Raw genomic sequence first — 17826 nt, 5'->3', positions numbered from 1 at the left:
GTTAGTTCTTCTCAAGTGGCTTCACAAAATTAGAAGTCCATCCTATGTAAATAAGTATTTACATATTACGTTTTTATTAAATGTGTATATGAAGAATTTGTGTAATTAAAATTCTGAAATCTTTATTTCCAGATTAAATAAATGTGAACTTTTAATATTGTAAATATTAATAAGAAAATGATCATTAATTTTATTATATATATTTATGAATATGAAAGCCCGGCATGAATTTAAAATAAATGATCAGGATAAAAAGAGATTAAATACGTCTATTGCCCATATCAACATCTTAGTTCAGACTCCAAATCCTTCATACATCCAACCATTTATTGAACAATTCCTTGTGAGCCATTTTCCAGATCGACAAATCATACATCACGAATCCCATGGCCAGAATCCGGTTCTCATTTCTAATAAAAAAGAAGATTGGATAGAATGGAAACTTTCGGTGTTTAACCATGATGCCAAAAAAACCATTCACCTCTTTGTATTGGAATATGGTATACCGATCCATCCCAGAAACTGGAGAAAAGTCGGGGTCATGAATCAAATTGAAAACGGTCTGTTCAGAAAAATTAAAAGTTCAGGTTATCCTCTTTTCTTAGTGAAGTTGACGCCTGATGGGATCATCGAGACAAGTTTAAAGCAAACCATAAAATCAGGAAATAATCGAAATAAAAATTTTGAACCCACCATCGGTATACGAACCAGCCATAGCTTTCTTCCAAAAGACTTAAACCACATGCACTCCATGTCTGTGATGAGGAAATACATCAGATCCAGGTTTAATATACTCGAAAGCGATCACAAGGAAACATTGACCAAATTGTTGTTAAACTGGATTGAAAGCAAAGAACATAAAGAGAAAATAGTAGATCCTGTTGATCCCAATATCGTTCAGCAAGAAATAAGTAACTTACCGAAAGAAGCCTTGCTTCTTGCCAATCAAGATATAGAAATTTACATTGCTAGCTTTAAAGAAATCCCCAATGCATTGACTGAAATTGGAAGGCTCAGAGAAATAACTTACAGACTCCACAATGAAGGCTCCGGCAAAGAAGTCGACCTTGATAAATTCGATCCATTTTATAAACATCTCTTTGCGTGGAATCCTGTTAAACAACGCTTGCTTGGAGCATATCGTATTGGCGAAGGATACAACATTATACCCCTGCTCGGCAGAAAAGGTTTATATATTTCAAGCCTGTTTAAAATAAAGCCTGAAATGGATAAAATGCTTCTTCAATGCATTGAATTAGGAAGATCATTTATCATTAAAGAGGAACAAAAGTCAAATTTATTGCTATTGTATCTCTGGAAAGCAATCTATAAGTATATTCATCTTGAACAGAAATGTAAATATTTGATAGGTCCGGTCAGTATTAGCAAGGATTATTCTAAAATCAGCCGTTTATTGATCATGGACTACCTCACCAAATACTATGCACATCCCATTTATACCAAATATTTTAAACCCAAAAAACCTTACAGATTCTTTAAGAAGTCGGTATCTACACAAATTATTATCCGGAATTTTGAAAACGATCTGCATAAATTTGACAAATTGATTTCAGAAATTCAGGTAGACTCTTTAAAAATTCCTGTCTTGCTTCGCCATTACCTCAAACAAAATGCTAAAGTCCTGGCATTCAACAGGGATCCTAAATTTCAAAATGTACTGGATGCCTTGGTTTTGGTAGAATTGGATCAGATAACTGATGAATTCAGATCGTATTTTGAAAATGAAAAACCGGAAAGTGAAAAAACATCACTTTCCGGTTCTGTGAATTCAGTATTGTAAGAAATTATTACTTGATTAAGTAAGATAAACTAAGGCTCAGTCCCGTCCCTAATTTATTCGACTCTACCATATATTCTTTGCCTTTGAAGTCCTGTGTCTTTTTACTCAGTGTATCCAGAATATTCCTTGCAGTAAATCCAATTTGATAATGATCGGCAATTCTCTTTGAGATTTTAAAATTCAACAACGGAAATGGTTGTTCATAAACATCCGGCGTTGCAAACAAAGAGATGTTGTATAATTTTTTTCCACTGATATTAAATGCAAGAGAAGATTCCCAACCTTTATCGGGATTGATATAGCTTAAAATCGCATTGACTACATAAGGAGCCTGCCCTTGAAAAGGCCTTGTATCAGCATCATAAGTAGGATCAATGTTTTTTGATCCTTGGACTTCCTCAGTTGGAATATCATACTCGGAATGGATCAGCGCTAAATTCGCACTTAAGTAAAACTGCTTAAAAAATGGCGATATAAAATTTAAACTTTTTCTTAACTCGATTTCCATGCCATACACTTCCGCATCATCGACATTAATAAAAGACAATTCGGGTATGGTTGCACGGGGATTAAACTGACGAATGATCGGATCATTAAACTTTTTGTAAAACCCACTGACAGCCAGTAATTCACCTGGTTTCGGGTAAAACTCATATCTCAAATCGTAATTGCGAATCAACGACCGCTTAAGGTCGGGATTCCCCACATGAAAAAATCCATTCTTCGTATCGAATTGAATAAATGGGGCAAGTTCCCTCATATTTGGCCTTGCCAGCGTCTGTGAAACAGCAGCTCTAAAGTTTGCTCTTTCAGAAATTGAATAAATGGCATTCAATGAATATAAAATATCAGTTTGGTCAATTCTGCCTTCCGGTACTGTTGGCTCTTCACTTTTAACAGTCAGGTCTGTAGTTTCGACCCTTGCTCCTCCAATGAGTTTGATAGCAGAATTAATATTATAGACAGCCATCAAATATCCTGCTGCAATTTTTTGATCGCCCTGGTAGAAATTTCTTGCGTTGATCTGATTGATGTAATGCAGACCAGTCACATAACGTTGAACATTTCCATTGCCGTCGAATGTTGTATCGACAATTCCAAAGTTCTTTTTGTCAAAAAAACCAGAGAAATCACCTTGAAAAGAAGTAAAACTTCTGTCGGAAGGGAGTCCTGAATTATTCAACTGGTACCTGTATTCTCCAAAATCGCGATTGGAAGAGCTGAAAAATCCTCCAAATTTAATTTTATTGGAACTGGAGGGATTTCCGCCCGTAGCAAAGGGTATAGAAATGTCAATTTTAGCTTGAGAAAGTTCATCTTCGAGATTTCTGAAGAAATGATATGGATAAGCTATTTCGGCATTATTAATATAATATTCTTTAATTTCATTTTCTTCAACAACGGTGTACGCAAAATACCGAAGATCCGGTTCCTTTTGAAAAGCAGTTGAAGTACCTGCTGTCCAATCCATAGTTGCATTTCCTAAATTTGGAAAAACATGCTTTCCTCCCAGTTGAAAAGTTTTTACCTGGCGTTGAATGAATTCCAGAGAATTGGTATTGAATTCTGCAAAACTATTGGATACCTGTCCCAGATACTCACCAGATTGTTGGCGTCCAATAATTTCAGCATCATTATTGAAAATAATATTTCCGTTTAACGCATGATTTTCAGAAAACTTTAAAGCAAGGTTAAACAATCCTCCAACTGCCGGATTATATACACTTTTATTTTCTAACAACGACTGATATGGAAATAACTTGTCAGTGCTGTTATTGACATAAGTGGCCACTTCACCACCTTCGTAATGACTATAATTGGAGGAATAATTCAAAGCAAGGGTATAACCCAGATCTTTGCCAAAAAACTTTAACCGGTCACCTAAAGAAAAATTAAATCCAAGGTTTTGCTTCGTTTTATCAGAAACAGGTACAAATTCATTGCTCAATGCTTTTGAGGTCTGATCAAAAACAGAACGAATACCATCTTTTGCAGGGTTAGGATCTCTGGCCTGAAGGTAAGTACTTGAAGACAATTGGTTGCGAATATTGGGATCTAACAGAATTTCCGGTTGATCTCTGGTTCCATCCTCAAATCCAAGCCAATCTGTTTTCCCTGTTGTTGGATGAGCAATAAAATCATCAATAAATGATGATTGAGTATTGTATTCTGTGCTCACCGAAAAAGCCATATTGAAATTTTCTGGAATTGTTTTAGTATTGATATTGATCAAACCTCCTGAAAAGTTACCTGGTAAATCAGGTGTAAATGTCTTAATCGTTACAATGTTATCGATCATCTGAGCAGGGATCAAATCAAGACTGGTGCTGTTGCGATAGGGGTCTGTGCTGGGTAATGTAATTCCATTTAACTGCGATAATGAATATCGGTCGCCGAGCCCACGCATTACAATGAACTTACCGCTTTCGATGACAGCACCTGTTGATTGTCTCATGGCATCAGCTGCATTGGAACTTCCGGTGCGGTTTATTTGCTGGGAAGACACGCCATCCTGAATTGAAAAAGCTTTTCTTTGTAAAGAGATCAATGCTGCTTCCGTGTTTTTTACCACTTCTGCAGTAACGACAACTTCCATTAACTTGGCAGTTTCTTCCTCAAGCGCAATATCCAACAAATTTGTTTTGCCTTTTATTATTTCCAAATCTGTTATGGTTTGTTTACCATAAGAAAGATAGCTCACCACAACTTCGTAAACACCAGGTGCAAGGTTTATATGATACTTGCCATCAAAATCTGTTGTTGTTCCGGTGACTTGTTGCCCGGCTTTGTTGATTACCACGGTAGCGCCAATTACTGTTTCGCCTGTGGATTTATCGGTAATCGTTCCACTTAATACCCCATTCTGGGCTTCCAGATGTACAGAGCAAAAAAGAAAAATAAACATTAAGAATTTCATTAACACTGATTTCATTTTTTAGTAATTTTTATAACGTAAAAGCAGAGGATCTGAAAATTCAAATCCTCTGCCTTAAATTTTTTCTGATATTATTTTTATTCAACCACCAGCTTTCTGGTAGCAAACTTTCCACTTTCAGTTTTAAACTTGATCAAATACAATCCTCTATCCAATTGCACCTTAGATTGCTGAGTGGTAGAAGAATGAATATTTTTTATGATTTGAACCATCTGTCCGGTGATCGAATAAATCTCAATAACCATGCTTTCTTCCAATTCAGACTCAATTGTCAAATCTTTACCCTTCGATATTGGATTTGGATATATATCAAATTGGGCAAGTAACTTGTTGTCGAATTCTTCTTCAACAGATGTAGAAATGTCTTTACTCAAGTGACCATTTCTATCTAAAGTTGTCCACGTTCTAATCCAGTTTCTTCCGGCATCTGCTGGAAATGCACCTTTAAAATTGCACATGGTATAAAACCCATCCATTGGAGCAACTGCCAATGGTGTTGAGTAAGCTGCACCATTCGCTGTTGGGCGAGGATCTAATTTGCCATCCTGGATTCTACTGATGCTTCTGATTTCAGGATCACTAATGCTGTTCTGATGAGTAGTAAGGTGTGCAATTAATGCAGCAGCAGTAGCGTCCTCCGCTCCACTGGTGATCCTGATGATACCCGTTGATGTGCCATCAAGTGTTGTATTGGTTCCGTTTCTCCAGAACAGGTTGTTCTGTATTTTTAATTCACCGGTCCCAAGTTTGCTGTACGCATCGTTAACTCCTGCAGCACGGTCCTGTACTTCAATTGCTTTGTTCTTCATGTCTGTCACAATTGAATTTGCTATTGTACCTGCGGTTCCTGCTCTCAACAACCATCCAACAGGATTGGATGCTGCTGCTCCGGGTCCCGATCCAATATGCGTCCAGTTGTAAATAGCAGGATTTGAATATGGGGTTAAATCATCTGGTGTTGTACCATCCAACTCTCCACCTGCATCTGCGATATCCGGTCTCTGGATAGAGAACCAGAATTGTCCCTTTCCTACATATACTTCATCCCAGTCATAGCTATCGTCTTCTGCAAAAGCAACGACTGCATATTTTAAATTTGGTGCTCCTCCAAAAAATTCAATTCCGTCATCTGAATTCGCATAAATTTCTATGTGATCCAAAACAGTCTTACTACCTACAGCCCCTAAGCTCAATCCGTTCAACTCACTTCCCGATACGATCTGACGTCCTCCGTGGCGGATCGAAACATATCTCATCACTCCGGAATCGTCGTTGTTGTCTGTACCTCCATATTGTCCGCGGGTTTCTGCTACGCTGATCCCTTCAATGTTTACTTCTCCATTTCCACTTTTTTGTGTAATCCCTTTTCCAAGGATCACGATTCCTCCCCACAATGCATTGTCCGTCGGACCAAGATCTGTCGGGTTGTTGACATCATCTGCATTTGCTGTAAATATGATCGGCTCATCAACGGTTCCTTCTGCATATATTTTAGCGCCCCGTGTAATTACTAAAGCTGATGGATTTCCAACATCTGCACGATCTGTGAATTTTACTACAGTTCCTGCTTCAATGTTCAATACACCACCTTCTTCCAAAAATACCAGACCATCCAATAAATAGGTGTTGTCTTTTGTCCAGTTGTATGTCTTATTACCTTCGAGATCCGCATCAGTAATGTTAACAACAGTTCCTGAATTTGAAATATCCTTTAAATGGTTATTGCGATCTAAAGCGGTCCAATTTTCGATCCATAATTTATTTGTTGCTGCATCAAAAGCTCCTTTAAAATGAACTTGTGTAAAAAAATCATCGCCAGCAGGTAAAGCAGCTAAAGAAGAATTATATGCCGGGCCATTACCGCTTGGACGTGGATCTAAATTATTATCTTGTACGCGACTAATGCTTTTTATCCCGGGATCGTTAATACTGTTTTGATTATTTGTCAGATGTGTGATCAATGCATTCGCTGTTGCATCTTCTGCGCCACTGGTAATTCTGATGATTCCTGTTGAACTTCCATCCAATGTCGTGTTGGTACCATTTGCCCAGAATAAGTTATTCTGTATTTTTAATTCACCGGTTCCAAGTTTGCTGTAGGCATCGTTGACTCCTGCAGCACGATCCTGTACTTCAATTGCTTTGTTTTTCATTTCTGTCACAATCGAATTTGCTATTGTACCTGCGGTTCCTGCTCTCAACAACCATCCTACCGGATTTGATGCTGCTGCTCCGGGACCTGATCCAATATGCGTCCAGTTGTAAACCGTTGGATTTGAATATGGGGTTAAATCATCTGGTGTTGTACCATCCAACTCTCCACCTGCATCTGCGATATCCGGTCTCTGGATAGAGAACCAGAATTGTCCCTTTCCTACATATACTTCATCCCAGTCATAGCTATCGTCTTCTGCAAAAGCAACGACTGCGTATTTTAAATTTGGTGCTCCTCCAAAAAATTCAATTCCGTCATCTGAATTTGCATAGATTTCGATGTATTCCAATACGGTCTTACTTCCAACAGCTCCTAAACTCAATCCGTTCAACTCACTTCCGGATACAATCTGACGTCCACCGTGGCGGATCGAAACATATCTCATCACTCCGGAATCGTCGTTGTTGTCTGTACCTCCATATTGGCCGCGGGTTTCTGCTACGCTGATCCCTTCAATGTTTACTTCTCCATTTCCACTTTTTTGTGTAATCCCTTTTCCAAGGATCACGATTCCTCCCCACAATGCATTGTCTGTCGGACCAAGATCTGTCGGGTTGTTGACATCATCTGCATTTGCTGTAAATATGATAGGAGCAGTTGCAGTTCCTTCTGCATAAATTTTCGCGCCCCGTGTAATTACTAAAGCTGATGGATTTCCAACATCTGCACGATCGGTAAATTTTACAACGGTTCCGGCTTCAATGTTCAATACACCACCATCTTCCAAAAATACCAGGCCATCCAATAAATAGGTGTTTTCCTTAGTCCAATTGTAAGTCTTGTTTCCTTCGAGATCCGCATCGGTAATAGTGATTACAGATCCCGTTTTACTAAAATCATTCAAATGATTATTTTGATCTAAAGCAGTCCAATTCAGGATCCAAAGATTTTCAACATTTGAACTGAATGCTCCTTTATAATTGACTTCTGTAAAAAAAGGATCAGCAGGGTATGCAGCCAATTCAGTATTGTATGCTGCGCCACTTCTCAATGGCCGTGGGTCTAAAGTTTCATCTTGAATTCTGCTTACTTTGATAATTCCAGGGTCATTAATACTATTTTGATTATTCGTAAGGTGTGTGATCAATGCATTAGCGGTCGCGTCTTCTGCGCCACTGGTAATTCTGATGATTCCCGTTGAACTTCCATCCAATGTCGTGTTGGTACCATTTGCCCAGAATAAGTTATTCTGTATTTTTAATTCGCCTGTTCCCAGTTTGCTGTAGGCATCGTTGACACCTGCAGCACGGTCCTGCACTTCAATTGCTTTGTTTTTCATTTCTGTCACAATTGAATTTGCTATTGTACCTGCGGTTCCTGCTCTCAGCAACCATCCAACAGGATTGGATGCTGCTGCTCCCGGACCCGCACCGATATGCGTCCAGTTGTAAACCGTTGGATTTGAATATGGGGTTAAATCATCTGGTGTTGTACCATCCAACTCTCCACCTGCATCTGCGATATCCGGTCTCTGGATTGAAAACCAGAATTGTCCCTTTCCTACATATACTTCATCCCAGTCATAGCTATCGTCTTCTGCAAATGCAACGACTGCATATTTTAAATTTGGTGCTCCTCCAAAAAATTCGATTCCGTCATCAGAATTTGCATAGATTTCGATGTATTCTAAAACAGTCTTACTTCCTACAGCTCCCAAACTCAATCCGTTCAACTCACTTCCGGATACGATCTGACGACCACCATGACGAATGGATACATATCTCATCACTCCGGAATCGTCGTTGTTGTCTGTACCTCCATATTGTCCGCGGGTTTCTGCTACGCTGATCCCTTCAATGTTTACTTCTCCATTTCCACTTTTTTGTGTAATTCCTTTTCCAAGGATCACGATTCCTCCCCACAATGCATTGTCTGTCGGACCAAGATCTGTCGGGTTGTTGACATCATCTGCATTTGCTGTAAATATGATAGGAGCAGTTGCAGTTCCTTCTGCGTAAATTTTAGCACCTCTGGTAATAACCAATGCAGATGGATTTCCAACATCTGCACGATCTGTGAATTTTACTACAGTTCCTGCTTCAATGTTCAATACGCCACCTTCTTCTAAAAACACCAGACCGTCCAGTAAATAAGTATTGTTTTTGGTCCAGTTGTACGTCTTGTTTCCTTCGAGATCTGCATCGGTAATATTCACTACCTGTGCAGTCAAAATCAAGGGCAAAATAAAATAGAGTGTAAGTAATAGTTGTTTCATAAAATTGCTTGTAATTGTTAAGATGAACGAATCTGATTTTACGCCTGCAAAATTATTATACTGTACATCCTCGAACATGAAGCTATTGTTATGAAATAATTATGAAATTGATGGATTCAACACTTCTATTTGAAAAAAAACAGCTACCTGAAAAACAGGTAGCTGCTGTAAAAAAGTGTTGAAATGAAATCTCTATCTTACCAGTGAAATTGTTCAATTTCACTTTTTTGCAAAACGCAGTAATTTTTTGAAGCGTGTTCGAACGACCCCTATGAACTGAAATAATATCGGTCAAACTGAAAATATCATCAGTTGTTTCATCAATACACCATTCGAATGTTGCATTTTTATTTTGGAAAGCTTGCGCAATTCTGGAATTTAATTTCGGGATTATCGCAGCATTCCTGTAACTTCTATTAAATAGAAAACCGGATTTCATTTTCAACACTTCAACTAATGGTGCAAAATTAGAGGCATCTGATGCGACCATAGAGAATCCTGTAGTTATATAAACTTAATCTTTTTGTAAATTTTATGTGTATTTATTATGTTGTCTATGTTAAGTTATTGTAATTTTCTTAATGAAGGTACCCACGACATTACCGGTAAAGCCATTAAAAATATTATTTGCCATTCGAAATTATGCAGGTCTAAAATGAATTACAGGTTGATTGCTATTTAATTCAACTTGATGTCATAAAAGCCCGGACCTCTCAGACCTTTCCAATCGTTTTATCGTATATTTGCGATTAAAATGGGCACCAGTAAATCAGAATTATTTACTGCCGGTGAAAATGAACTGGCAAAATATGCTAAAGCACTTGCACATCCGGCGAGGATTGCGATACTCAAAGTATTACTTAAAAGAAATCAATGTGTGTGCGGAGAAATCGTCGAAGAACTCCCTTTAGCACAAAGCACCATCAGCCAGCACCTCAAAGAATTGAAAGCTGCTGATTTAATAATAGGAGAAGTTGAGGGACCTGCAGTTTGTTATTGCATCAACAAAAATGTCTGGATTAAAATAGGGAAGACTTTATCTGCTTTTCTGGGCACTTCTCCCGAAGGATCAAAAAATTGTTGCTCCTAGTCAACATTTATCGTAATATTACGTTTAATATAAAAAATGTTATATGAAAAATACAAATGAACTCAAACAAATTGTGCGCGAAAAATATGCCCAGATTGCTCTCCAATCCAAAGAAACAAATCAATCATCTTGCTGTGGATCAGGCGGTTGCAGCACGGAAGTCTACAACATTATGACTGAAGACTACAGCAGTATTCAAGGTTACAATCAGGATGCAGATCTTGGCTTGGGCTGTGGCTTACCGACCGAATTTGCCAAAATCCGGAAGGGAGACGTAGTCGTAGATCTGGGATCTGGGGCCGGAAATGATTGCTTTGTTGCAAGAGCACAGACAGGCTCGGAAGGCCGGGTCCTTGGTATTGACTTCACCCCTGAAATGATCGAAAAAGCCAGAATTAATGCTCAAAAACTCGGATTGGAAAATGTCGAATTTTTGCAAGGAGACATTGAGGATCTTCCTATAAAAGACAACTTCGCAGATGTAGTTGTCAGCAATTGTGTTTTGAACCTCGTACCTGATAAAGAAAAAGTCTTCCATGAAATCTACAGGGTTTTGAAACCAGGTGGTCATTTTTCTATATCGGATGTAGTTCTTAAAGGGGAGCTTCCTGAGAAATTAAAAGATCAGGCTGAAATGTATGCCGGTTGTGTTTCCGGCGCGATTCAAGAGCAAGACTACCTCAATCATATCAATGCAGCTGGATTTGAATCGCTTGAAATTCAAAAATTCAGACCTATAGAAATCCCTGCAGACATCTTGTCTCAATATTTAGATGAAGAAGATCTTAAAAAATACCAACAAGGAGCGTTTGGAATTTACAGCATCAGCGTATTTGCACAAAAGCCAAAATCGAAATCCTCCTGCTGCGCTCCTGGTTGTTGCAATTGAATTTTGCATTCAACCCAGTGAACCACATTTTAAACATTGAGTTTTTAATTGATCTTGCTCATAGAAAAATCGCATCGTACTACCACAGCGGATGCATTTCGCTGGATCGTTTTCTATAAGATACTTTGGATTATTCTGATCCGAAAAAAGTTCGGACCATTTTGAAATCATTTTATTTATTAAAGCAGAATCGAGCATCTGACGAAATATATTTCTAAACACACTTAAAAACTTCAATGAATTTAAATTCTCCAAATTTTTTTTGCCGAAAATATAAAACAATTGTCCCGGGTAAGTTTCAGGAAACTTGTATGGAAGTCCGGCCAGTAAGGGTTTATTCACTTTCCATTTTAATGGATTTTTACCAGGCAGAAAAGCTGTTTTAAATATCCAGTCAAAAACCGAAAACTTGGTTGCAAAATTGGCATAATATACTTCTCTGTGATTCGCATGATGCCAATGATGCATCTCGGGCCCGTTGATTAAATAAATCAATTTCCCCAATCTGAAATTCAGGTTGGAGTGGATCCAGATTCCCCAAATTGCATCTATCAATGCTTTAATCGGGACGACAATTGCTGCAGTTTTCGCATCCAATAAAAAAAATATTGGTGCGAACTCAATGGTTTGATTAATCAGGATCTCAGCCGGGTGTGATCTGGATCCTGCAAGCCAATCAACATCCCGAACACTGTGATGCGCTTCATGTGTTTTCCACAACCATTTATTGCTGTGTTGCCATCTGTGAAACCAATAAATATACAAGTCATGGCTCACGAGAAAGAAAATAATCAACAGCCAAATCGGCCAATGGCTGATCATCCCACTTTCACTAAATCCCATAAATTCCTTCAAAGGCAGGATCACCAAATCAAATATGATCAGTTTTAAGATATAACTTTGAATCAAAGTATACCATAGCAAGTCCATCCAGAATCCTTTTCTGAAAATTTTAATTCCCTTTTGGTAGGGAAAAAATCGCTCAAGAACAACGATCAGGGAAATAAAAAATACCAGTATAAAGGTGCCGGCTTTTTCAATCTCAAAAGGATCGAGTTGCCTGAATCCATCCATAAAACCCATTCCAGGAATTAAACCAATGGTTGTTCCGCATAAATTTTACGAAGACGTTTCATCGGGCCCAATTCACTTTCATATACGCGTTTAATACCATCGCCTTTTGCTTTTTCGATATCTCGAATATCCCTGACCAGCCTCCTCATGCCTTCCACTTCAACCGATGCAGCCTGGTCTGAACCCCACATAGCACGATCCAGAGTATAATGTCTTTCAACAAATGCTGCACCCATGGCAACTGCTGCAAGTGTTGTTGCCAATCCGGTTTCATGACCTGAATATCCGATTACATTATTTGGATACAATTCCATTAGCGCATGTATCATCCTGAGATTCAACTCCTCCAAAGGACATGGATATGAAGAAGTCGAATGTGCAATGAGTATTTGATCCAAACCTAAAACATCTGTTGCATTCATGATTTGTTCCAACGTAGACATTCCAGTCGAAAGAATTAATGGTTTACCAGTGCTTTTCATTTTCTTCAACAAGTCCAAATCAGTTAAAGAAGCTGAAGAAGCCTTATAAATCACAGGATCAAATTGCTCGATAAAATCAACAGCTTCCACATCCCAGCAGGAAACAAACCAATCTATACCTAAAGATTTACAATACCGGTCTATTTCTTTGTAATCGGTAAAATCAAACTCAACTTTATGTCGATAATCTATGTATTTCATTCGACCCCAGGGTGTATCGCGCATGCGATCCCATTCTTCTCGCGGAGTACAGATTTCAGGAGTTCGCTTTTGGAATTTAACAGCATCACAACCTGCCAGAGATGCCTCCAGAATTAATTTCTTTGCAAGATCCAAATCACCATTGTGATTGATTCCAATTTCAGCAATAATAAAACAAGAATGATCTGGTCCTATTGCTTTTCCATTTGATAAAATAATTTCTTTCATATCCGATTTTTTTTTTAAATTTAAATTGCAGTCCAACCTCCATCTACCACGAGATTGGCTCCTGTCATATAGGTAGATGCATCACTGGCCAGAAATACCAGCGCACCTTTGTAATCTGATGGATTTGCCATCCTTTTCAAGCAGGTTTTTGAGGCATAATTTTTAACAAACCACGATTCTTGCTGATTCTCAACTCCACCCGGGCTCAATGCGTTGACTCTAACTTGTTGTGCACCCCAATAGGAAGCCAAAAACTTTGTAAATCCAATCACTCCTGATTTTGTAGCCGGGTATGCTGCTGATTTATAAAAATTCTGAAAACCGGCCTGATCGAGGTAAATACTTTGATCAGGTCCCACTATTCCATAAGTTGAGGCAATATTGATGATGCTTCCGGATCTTTTACCTGCCATATGTGTTCCAAAAATCTGGCTGCAGAGAAATGTTCCGGTTAAATTTACGTCTAATGATTTTTGCCACAATTCAATAGGAAAATTTTCAAATTTGGAAAGTTCCAAAGCTTGTTTGGGATCCTCAAACATTTCATTTACAGCTGCATTGTTCACCAATACATCAATGGTTTCGTATTTGTCAAGTACATCTTTAAAAACATGTTTGATGGATTCCACATGGGTTACATCCATTTCATACGGAATGGTGCCTTTTACAATTTGTTCTTCCTTAAAACTCAAATCGCAGGCTATAACCACTGCACCATTCTCCAGTAGAGCTGCACAATGATTTCGACCCAACAATCCGGCAGCACCTGTTACTAGAGCAACTTTACCTTCTAATGAAAACATATTTTGCATTTTAGAATTTTAAAGGCCGGAATACAACATCCATTGGCCGACCAACAAGTTGCTCTGAAATATTTCCCTTCTCCAATCCCAACTTCACCATCCTTAAAACTTCATCATATGCTCGCAACGTATACGAAATATCCTCGTCTGAAAATGAATAAGTCATGTTATGAAATTTACTCCATAAGATTCCGAATTTGAGCAATTCTTGTTGAATAAATGCATAAACACTTAATGGCGATTCGACTGCACTTTTTAAATTTAAAAGTGTCCGGCAAGGATATCCAATGCACTGCATATAATCGCCTAATTCATGCTGATTAATGCAATCATTAAGTCCATCCTTCAACAAACTACCAATTGTTCGTAAATATTCTGGTACATTCCTTTCAATAAGTTCAGAAATAGTTGCTTTTGTTGCTGCTAATGACAAAGATTCACCACCAAACGTTGTGAAAAAGAAAACATCCTTTTCAAACAACTGCATGACATCCTTTCGGCCTGTTAGAAAGGCGATCGGCATCCCATTCGCCACAGCTTTTGAGTAAACAGCAAGATCCGGTTTTACATTAAAATATTCCTGAGCACCACCAATGGCCAGACGGAATCCGGTCCACATTTCATCAAAAATTAATAGACTTCCATTCTCTTCACAAAGTTTTTTTAATCCTTCGAGAAATCCAGGTTCGCACGCTTCAAAGACCACAGGTTCGAGTATGACGGCAGCAACAGAATGATCCAATTTTGCTTTTACATCATCCAGGTCGTTGTATTTAAATGTTTGGGTAAGTGATTTTACCTCTTCGGGTATTCCATAATCTCGGGTGGTAGTTCCGATATACCAGTCATGCCAACCATGGTAACCACAACATAATATGTGATCTCTTTTTGTAAAAGCCCGGGCGACCCGGATCGCTGCACTGCATACATCGGCTCCGGATTTACTGATCCTTATACTTTCAGCATTGGGTATGAGTTCGTGCATCAACTCGCAAACTTCATATTCCAACTGATGCATCAATGAAAAGGTAATTCCCTTTGAAAGTTGCTCCCGAATGGCGTTGTCGACCCGTTCATAACAATAGCCCAATGAAATCGGACCAATCGCAGCGTAATAATCCAAGTATTTATTACCATCAACATCCCAAATCCGGTTTCCTTTTGCCTTTTCAACAAACACCGGACAAACTCCCTCACTAAATTGCCCCGGAGCCTTGGCAAGCGTCTGTGACACCGGATGCATTATTTTCCTGGCTTTTGAAAGCAAATCCAAGGATTTCGAAATATCAGGATAATTGCTATTCCATTTAATTGAATTGGACATATTGCAGGCAGTTGATCTGTTTATAAATTTTATTAAAAATGGCTTCAGCAGTAAAGCCTTCAAATTTTAATACCTCATTAAGCAAGGATGGTCTGAACCACTGATCATCCATAGCAAAGGGCAATACTTTTGCCTTCATCCTATTTCTTACATAGACTTCAGTAATTGCAGAATACAATCCGCCTGTTTTAAAGTGATCTTCCATGGTAATGATCCAGGAATTCTTTTGTGCGATCTTAATCAATGTGGCTTCATCCATGGGCTTCAACGATCTGATGTTGGTCAGGCCTGTTGAAATTCCTTGCATTTCAAGCATTGATTTTACTTTCATGGCTTCCTCAAATAAAAATCCCGCAGATATGATATTTACATCGTTTCCGATAGAGATAACTTCCGCTTCTCCCCGTTTAAAAGGCGAATGCTCAAATTCTGAAGTTCTCGTATTGATTCTAATATAAGCTGGCTTATCAGATGTCCAGACGTCATGCAACATATTGATCATATCTCCCTGATCAGCCGGACAATAAACTTCCATGTTGGGAATTCCCCGCATAAGACTCATATCTTCCAGGGCCTGATGAGTTGGGCCATTTGCTTCCGATAAAAAGCCAGGAATATATCCGCTTAATTTGACCGGAAGCCCCGGAATGCCCACATTATTTCTGATGAATTCATATGCTCTGAATATCAGAAAAGATGCAAGTGCATGACAAATGGGAATCCGGCCTCTCAGTGCCAATCCTGCAGCCATACCAATCATAGTCTGTTCTGCGATTCCAACATCGATAAATCTCTCACCTAAGGTACCGGGTAAATCCCTGATCAGGGCCCTGTTCTCAGCAGTCAAAACTAACAATCGTTCGTCTTTGTTGGCTAATTCTGTTAGCAATTCCTGGTAATTCATCATCTCACAGTTAAAGTTTCAGAATAAATATGAGCTGGTGATTGTCCGTTTAATTCAGCATGAAGTGCTTTAACCTCTTTCTCATCAAAATTAACAAACCAACGATCTGCTCTGTTTTCGATACTGGGGAGGCCCTTACCTCTTACCGTATCACAGATAATGACAGAAGGTTTATCGTTTGAAAGTGGGAGTTTTTTAAACGCATGATCCAATTGCTCAAAGTCATGACCATCGACTCTGGTAACTGCAGCTCCAAATGCTTCAAATTTGATTTCAAGGGGTTCCAATGGAATTAGTTCTTCTGTTGCTTTATTCGCTTGAAAGTAATTTCTGTCGACTACGAAACAGAGTCGGTTTGTTTTAAATGCAGAAGCAACTAACAAACACTCCCACACAGATCCTTCATTTAATTCACCATCTCCCACTATGACGATTACATGATTTTCGATATTCCTCATTTTGCAATCCAATGCAATACCCAATCCAACCGATGGGAGCTGACCGAGAGACCCGGAATGAAACTCTATACCAGGCACTGCTCTGTTTGGATGCCAATAAATCGAGTCATTTGTTTTTAAATGATTTTTAAGTCTTTCCTTTTCGAGAATTCCCAATTCTGCCAGACAGCCATACAATGCCGGAACATCGTGCCCTTTAGAAAGTAAAAGAATATTTCTCCGGGGGTCACTTAATGAAGATTTATCTAAATTCAAAAATTCAAAATACAGGTAGACAAGTATATCAGCACAGGACAAAGATGCGCCGATAAAACAACCTCCATTTGTTGAAAGATCGATGATGTGTGCTCTGACACGAAAAGCAATTTCTTTTAACTTATCTTGCTGCGCTATTTGCATAATTCTGTTTGAATTTTGGTTTCAACTTCAGAAATTGTCTTGAGGTCTTTCAAATGATGACGATACCAATTTACACCTGCATATTTTGAATTAATTTCTTTAAGCTGTGGTTCGTTCTCGAGCAATTCCAGGATATCGCACAATGTAAAATGAGGCTGAACCGGATAAAGTTTATTGTAAATAGCATTGATAAACTGATAGTCTTCCGGATAATCTAAAGTAAACCGGTGCGTCATAGAAAAATTTGAACCCGATTCCCAAAAAACATTTCCCACGTAAAAAAGGTCTCTGTTTTCCCAAATAAAAGGCGTTGTATGTTCTCTTTCAAAATCCTTTTGTGCTGTTACCCAAGTGTATTCAAGAGTGTCCATACTAAAAACTTCAACATCATTTCCGTCTGGATAAGTTGGAGGATGTAAATTACTTACATAGTCAAATGAATGATTTAAATAAAATTGCACAGTTTTATCGATAATGGCAGGATCGATTAGAGGACAATCCGAAGGAATTTTCAGGACTATATCGGCTCCAAAATATTTGGCAGCCTTATAATGACGATCCAACAAATCGAGTTCACTACCCCGGTAACAACTCCAACCTTGCTTTTCGCATATTTTTTCAATAATCCTATCCTCAGGAAGATCTGTCGTGATGACAACAACCTCACTACAGCTTTCAGAATGTCGCACTCTTTCCACCATTCTGTATAACATGGTTTGATCCAGGACTGGCTTAAGTATTTTAGCAGGAAATCTTTTTGATCCCGTCCTCGCTTGAATTAATGTTACAATTTTACTCATTGAACATT

General features: G+C 38.6%; 12 protein-coding genes. 3 read left to right on the top strand and 9 right to left on the bottom strand.

Annotated features, from left to right (window positions below; translation table 11 throughout):
• Positions 1-211: 211 nt before the first annotated feature.
• Positions 212-1801 carry a GNAT family N-acetyltransferase gene (locus tag IPM34_04760; protein ID MBK8954854.1) on the top strand — a complete coding sequence of 530 codons (1590 nt, stop codon included), beginning with the start codon at positions 212-214 and terminating at the stop codon, positions 1799-1801.
• A 7-nt stretch (positions 1802-1808) separates the two neighbouring features.
• Here IPM34_04760 and IPM34_04755 read toward each other — a convergent pair whose 3' ends face one another.
• Both IPM34_04755 and IPM34_04750 read right to left on the bottom strand, forming a co-directional pair.
• Positions 1809-4718 (bottom strand): carboxypeptidase-like regulatory domain-containing protein, encoded by a 2910-nt coding sequence (locus IPM34_04755; protein MBK8954853.1) that lies wholly within the window; start codon positions 4716-4718, stop codon positions 1809-1811.
• Positions 4719-4813: 95 nt separating this feature from the next.
• Positions 4814-9166: a T9SS type A sorting domain-containing protein gene (locus IPM34_04750; protein ID MBK8954852.1), complete on the bottom strand. Its 4353-nt coding sequence runs from the start codon at positions 9164-9166 to the stop codon at positions 4814-4816.
• A 754-nt stretch (positions 9167-9920) separates the two neighbouring features.
• On the opposite strand from IPM34_04750, the gene IPM34_04745 reads away from it, so the two are divergent.
• Together IPM34_04745 and IPM34_04740 are read left to right on the top strand one after the other, a co-directional pair.
• Complete coding sequence (locus IPM34_04745) at positions 9921-10256, top strand: winged helix-turn-helix transcriptional regulator (GenBank protein MBK8954851.1); 336 nt, start codon at positions 9921-9923, stop codon at positions 10254-10256.
• A gap of 43 nt (positions 10257-10299) precedes the next feature.
• Positions 10300-11145 (top strand): arsenite methyltransferase, encoded by an 846-nt coding sequence (locus tag IPM34_04740; protein MBK8954850.1) that lies wholly within the window; start codon positions 10300-10302, stop codon positions 11143-11145.
• Between the two features lie 9 nt (positions 11146-11154).
• Here IPM34_04740 and IPM34_04735 read toward each other — a convergent pair whose 3' ends face one another.
• The 7 genes from IPM34_04735 to IPM34_04705 are packed head-to-tail and all read right to left on the bottom strand — an operon-like array spanning position 11155 to position 17818.
• Positions 11155-12228, bottom strand: a complete 1074-nt coding sequence (locus IPM34_04735; protein MBK8954849.1) for a sterol desaturase family protein — start codon at positions 12226-12228, stop codon at positions 11155-11157.
• A gap of 8 nt (positions 12229-12236) precedes the next feature.
• Entirely contained in the window at positions 12237-13130 is an 894-nt protein-coding gene (locus IPM34_04730) for an N-acetylneuraminate synthase family protein (protein MBK8954848.1), read from the bottom strand.
• A gap of 20 nt (positions 13131-13150) precedes the next feature.
• Positions 13151-13942, bottom strand: coding sequence for an SDR family oxidoreductase (locus tag IPM34_04725; GenBank protein ID MBK8954847.1), 792 nt, complete (start codon positions 13940-13942; stop codon positions 13151-13153).
• A 1-nt stretch (position 13943) separates the two neighbouring features.
• Positions 13944-15257, bottom strand: a complete 1314-nt coding sequence (locus tag IPM34_04720; GenBank protein ID MBK8954846.1) for an aminotransferase class III-fold pyridoxal phosphate-dependent enzyme — start codon at positions 15255-15257, stop codon at positions 13944-13946.
• Complete coding sequence (locus tag IPM34_04715) at positions 15241-16161, bottom strand: transketolase (GenBank protein ID MBK8954845.1); 921 nt, start codon at positions 16159-16161, stop codon at positions 15241-15243. The genes IPM34_04720 and IPM34_04715 overlap by 17 nt, the downstream gene beginning before the upstream one ends.
• Positions 16161-17018: a transketolase gene (locus IPM34_04710; GenBank protein MBK8954844.1), complete on the bottom strand. Its 858-nt coding sequence runs from the start codon at positions 17016-17018 to the stop codon at positions 16161-16163. Before IPM34_04710 ends, IPM34_04715 begins: the two co-directional genes overlap by 1 nt.
• Entirely contained in the window at positions 17009-17818 is an 810-nt protein-coding gene (locus IPM34_04705) for a glycosyltransferase family protein (GenBank protein MBK8954843.1), read from the bottom strand. The genes IPM34_04710 and IPM34_04705 overlap by 10 nt, the downstream gene beginning before the upstream one ends.
• Positions 17819-17826: the final 8 nt, after the last annotated feature.

Source organism: Saprospiraceae bacterium (assembly GCA_016716185.1).
In the GTDB taxonomy this organism is placed as follows: domain Bacteria; phylum Bacteroidota; class Bacteroidia; order Chitinophagales; family Saprospiraceae; genus Vicinibacter.
Note: the sequence above shows the minus strand (reverse complement) of the source record. Positions and strands in the feature narration are given on the sequence as shown.

Bases quoted from the DNA above. Each gene is read 5' to 3' on its own strand.
- IPM34_04760 (MBK8954854.1), top strand. From the start codon at position 212: ATGAAAGCCCGGCATGAATTTAAAATAAATGATCAGGATAAAAAGAGA.
- IPM34_04755 (MBK8954853.1), bottom strand. From the start codon at position 4,718: ATGAAATTCTTAATGTTTATTTTTCTTTTTTGCTCTGTACATCTGGAA.
- IPM34_04750 (MBK8954852.1), bottom strand. From the start codon at position 9,166: ATGAAACAACTATTACTTACACTCTATTTTATTTTGCCCTTGATTTTG.
- IPM34_04745 (MBK8954851.1), top strand. From the start codon at position 9,921: ATGGGCACCAGTAAATCAGAATTATTTACTGCCGGTGAAAATGAACTG.
- IPM34_04740 (MBK8954850.1), top strand. From the start codon at position 10,300: ATGAAAAATACAAATGAACTCAAACAAATTGTGCGCGAAAAATATGCC.
- IPM34_04735 (MBK8954849.1), bottom strand. From the start codon at position 12,228: ATGGGTTTTATGGATGGATTCAGGCAACTCGATCCTTTTGAGATTGAA.
- IPM34_04730 (MBK8954848.1), bottom strand. From the start codon at position 13,130: ATGAAAGAAATTATTTTATCAAATGGAAAAGCAATAGGACCAGATCAT.
- IPM34_04725 (MBK8954847.1), bottom strand. From the start codon at position 13,942: ATGCAAAATATGTTTTCATTAGAAGGTAAAGTTGCTCTAGTAACAGGT.
- IPM34_04720 (MBK8954846.1), bottom strand. From the start codon at position 15,257: ATGTCCAATTCAATTAAATGGAATAGCAATTATCCTGATATTTCGAAA.
- IPM34_04715 (MBK8954845.1), bottom strand. From the start codon at position 16,161: ATGAATTACCAGGAATTGCTAACAGAATTAGCCAACAAAGACGAACGA.
- IPM34_04710 (MBK8954844.1), bottom strand. From the start codon at position 17,018: ATGCAAATAGCGCAGCAAGATAAGTTAAAAGAAATTGCTTTTCGTGTC.
- IPM34_04705 (MBK8954843.1), bottom strand. From the start codon at position 17,818: ATGAGTAAAATTGTAACATTAATTCAAGCGAGGACGGGATCAAAAAGA.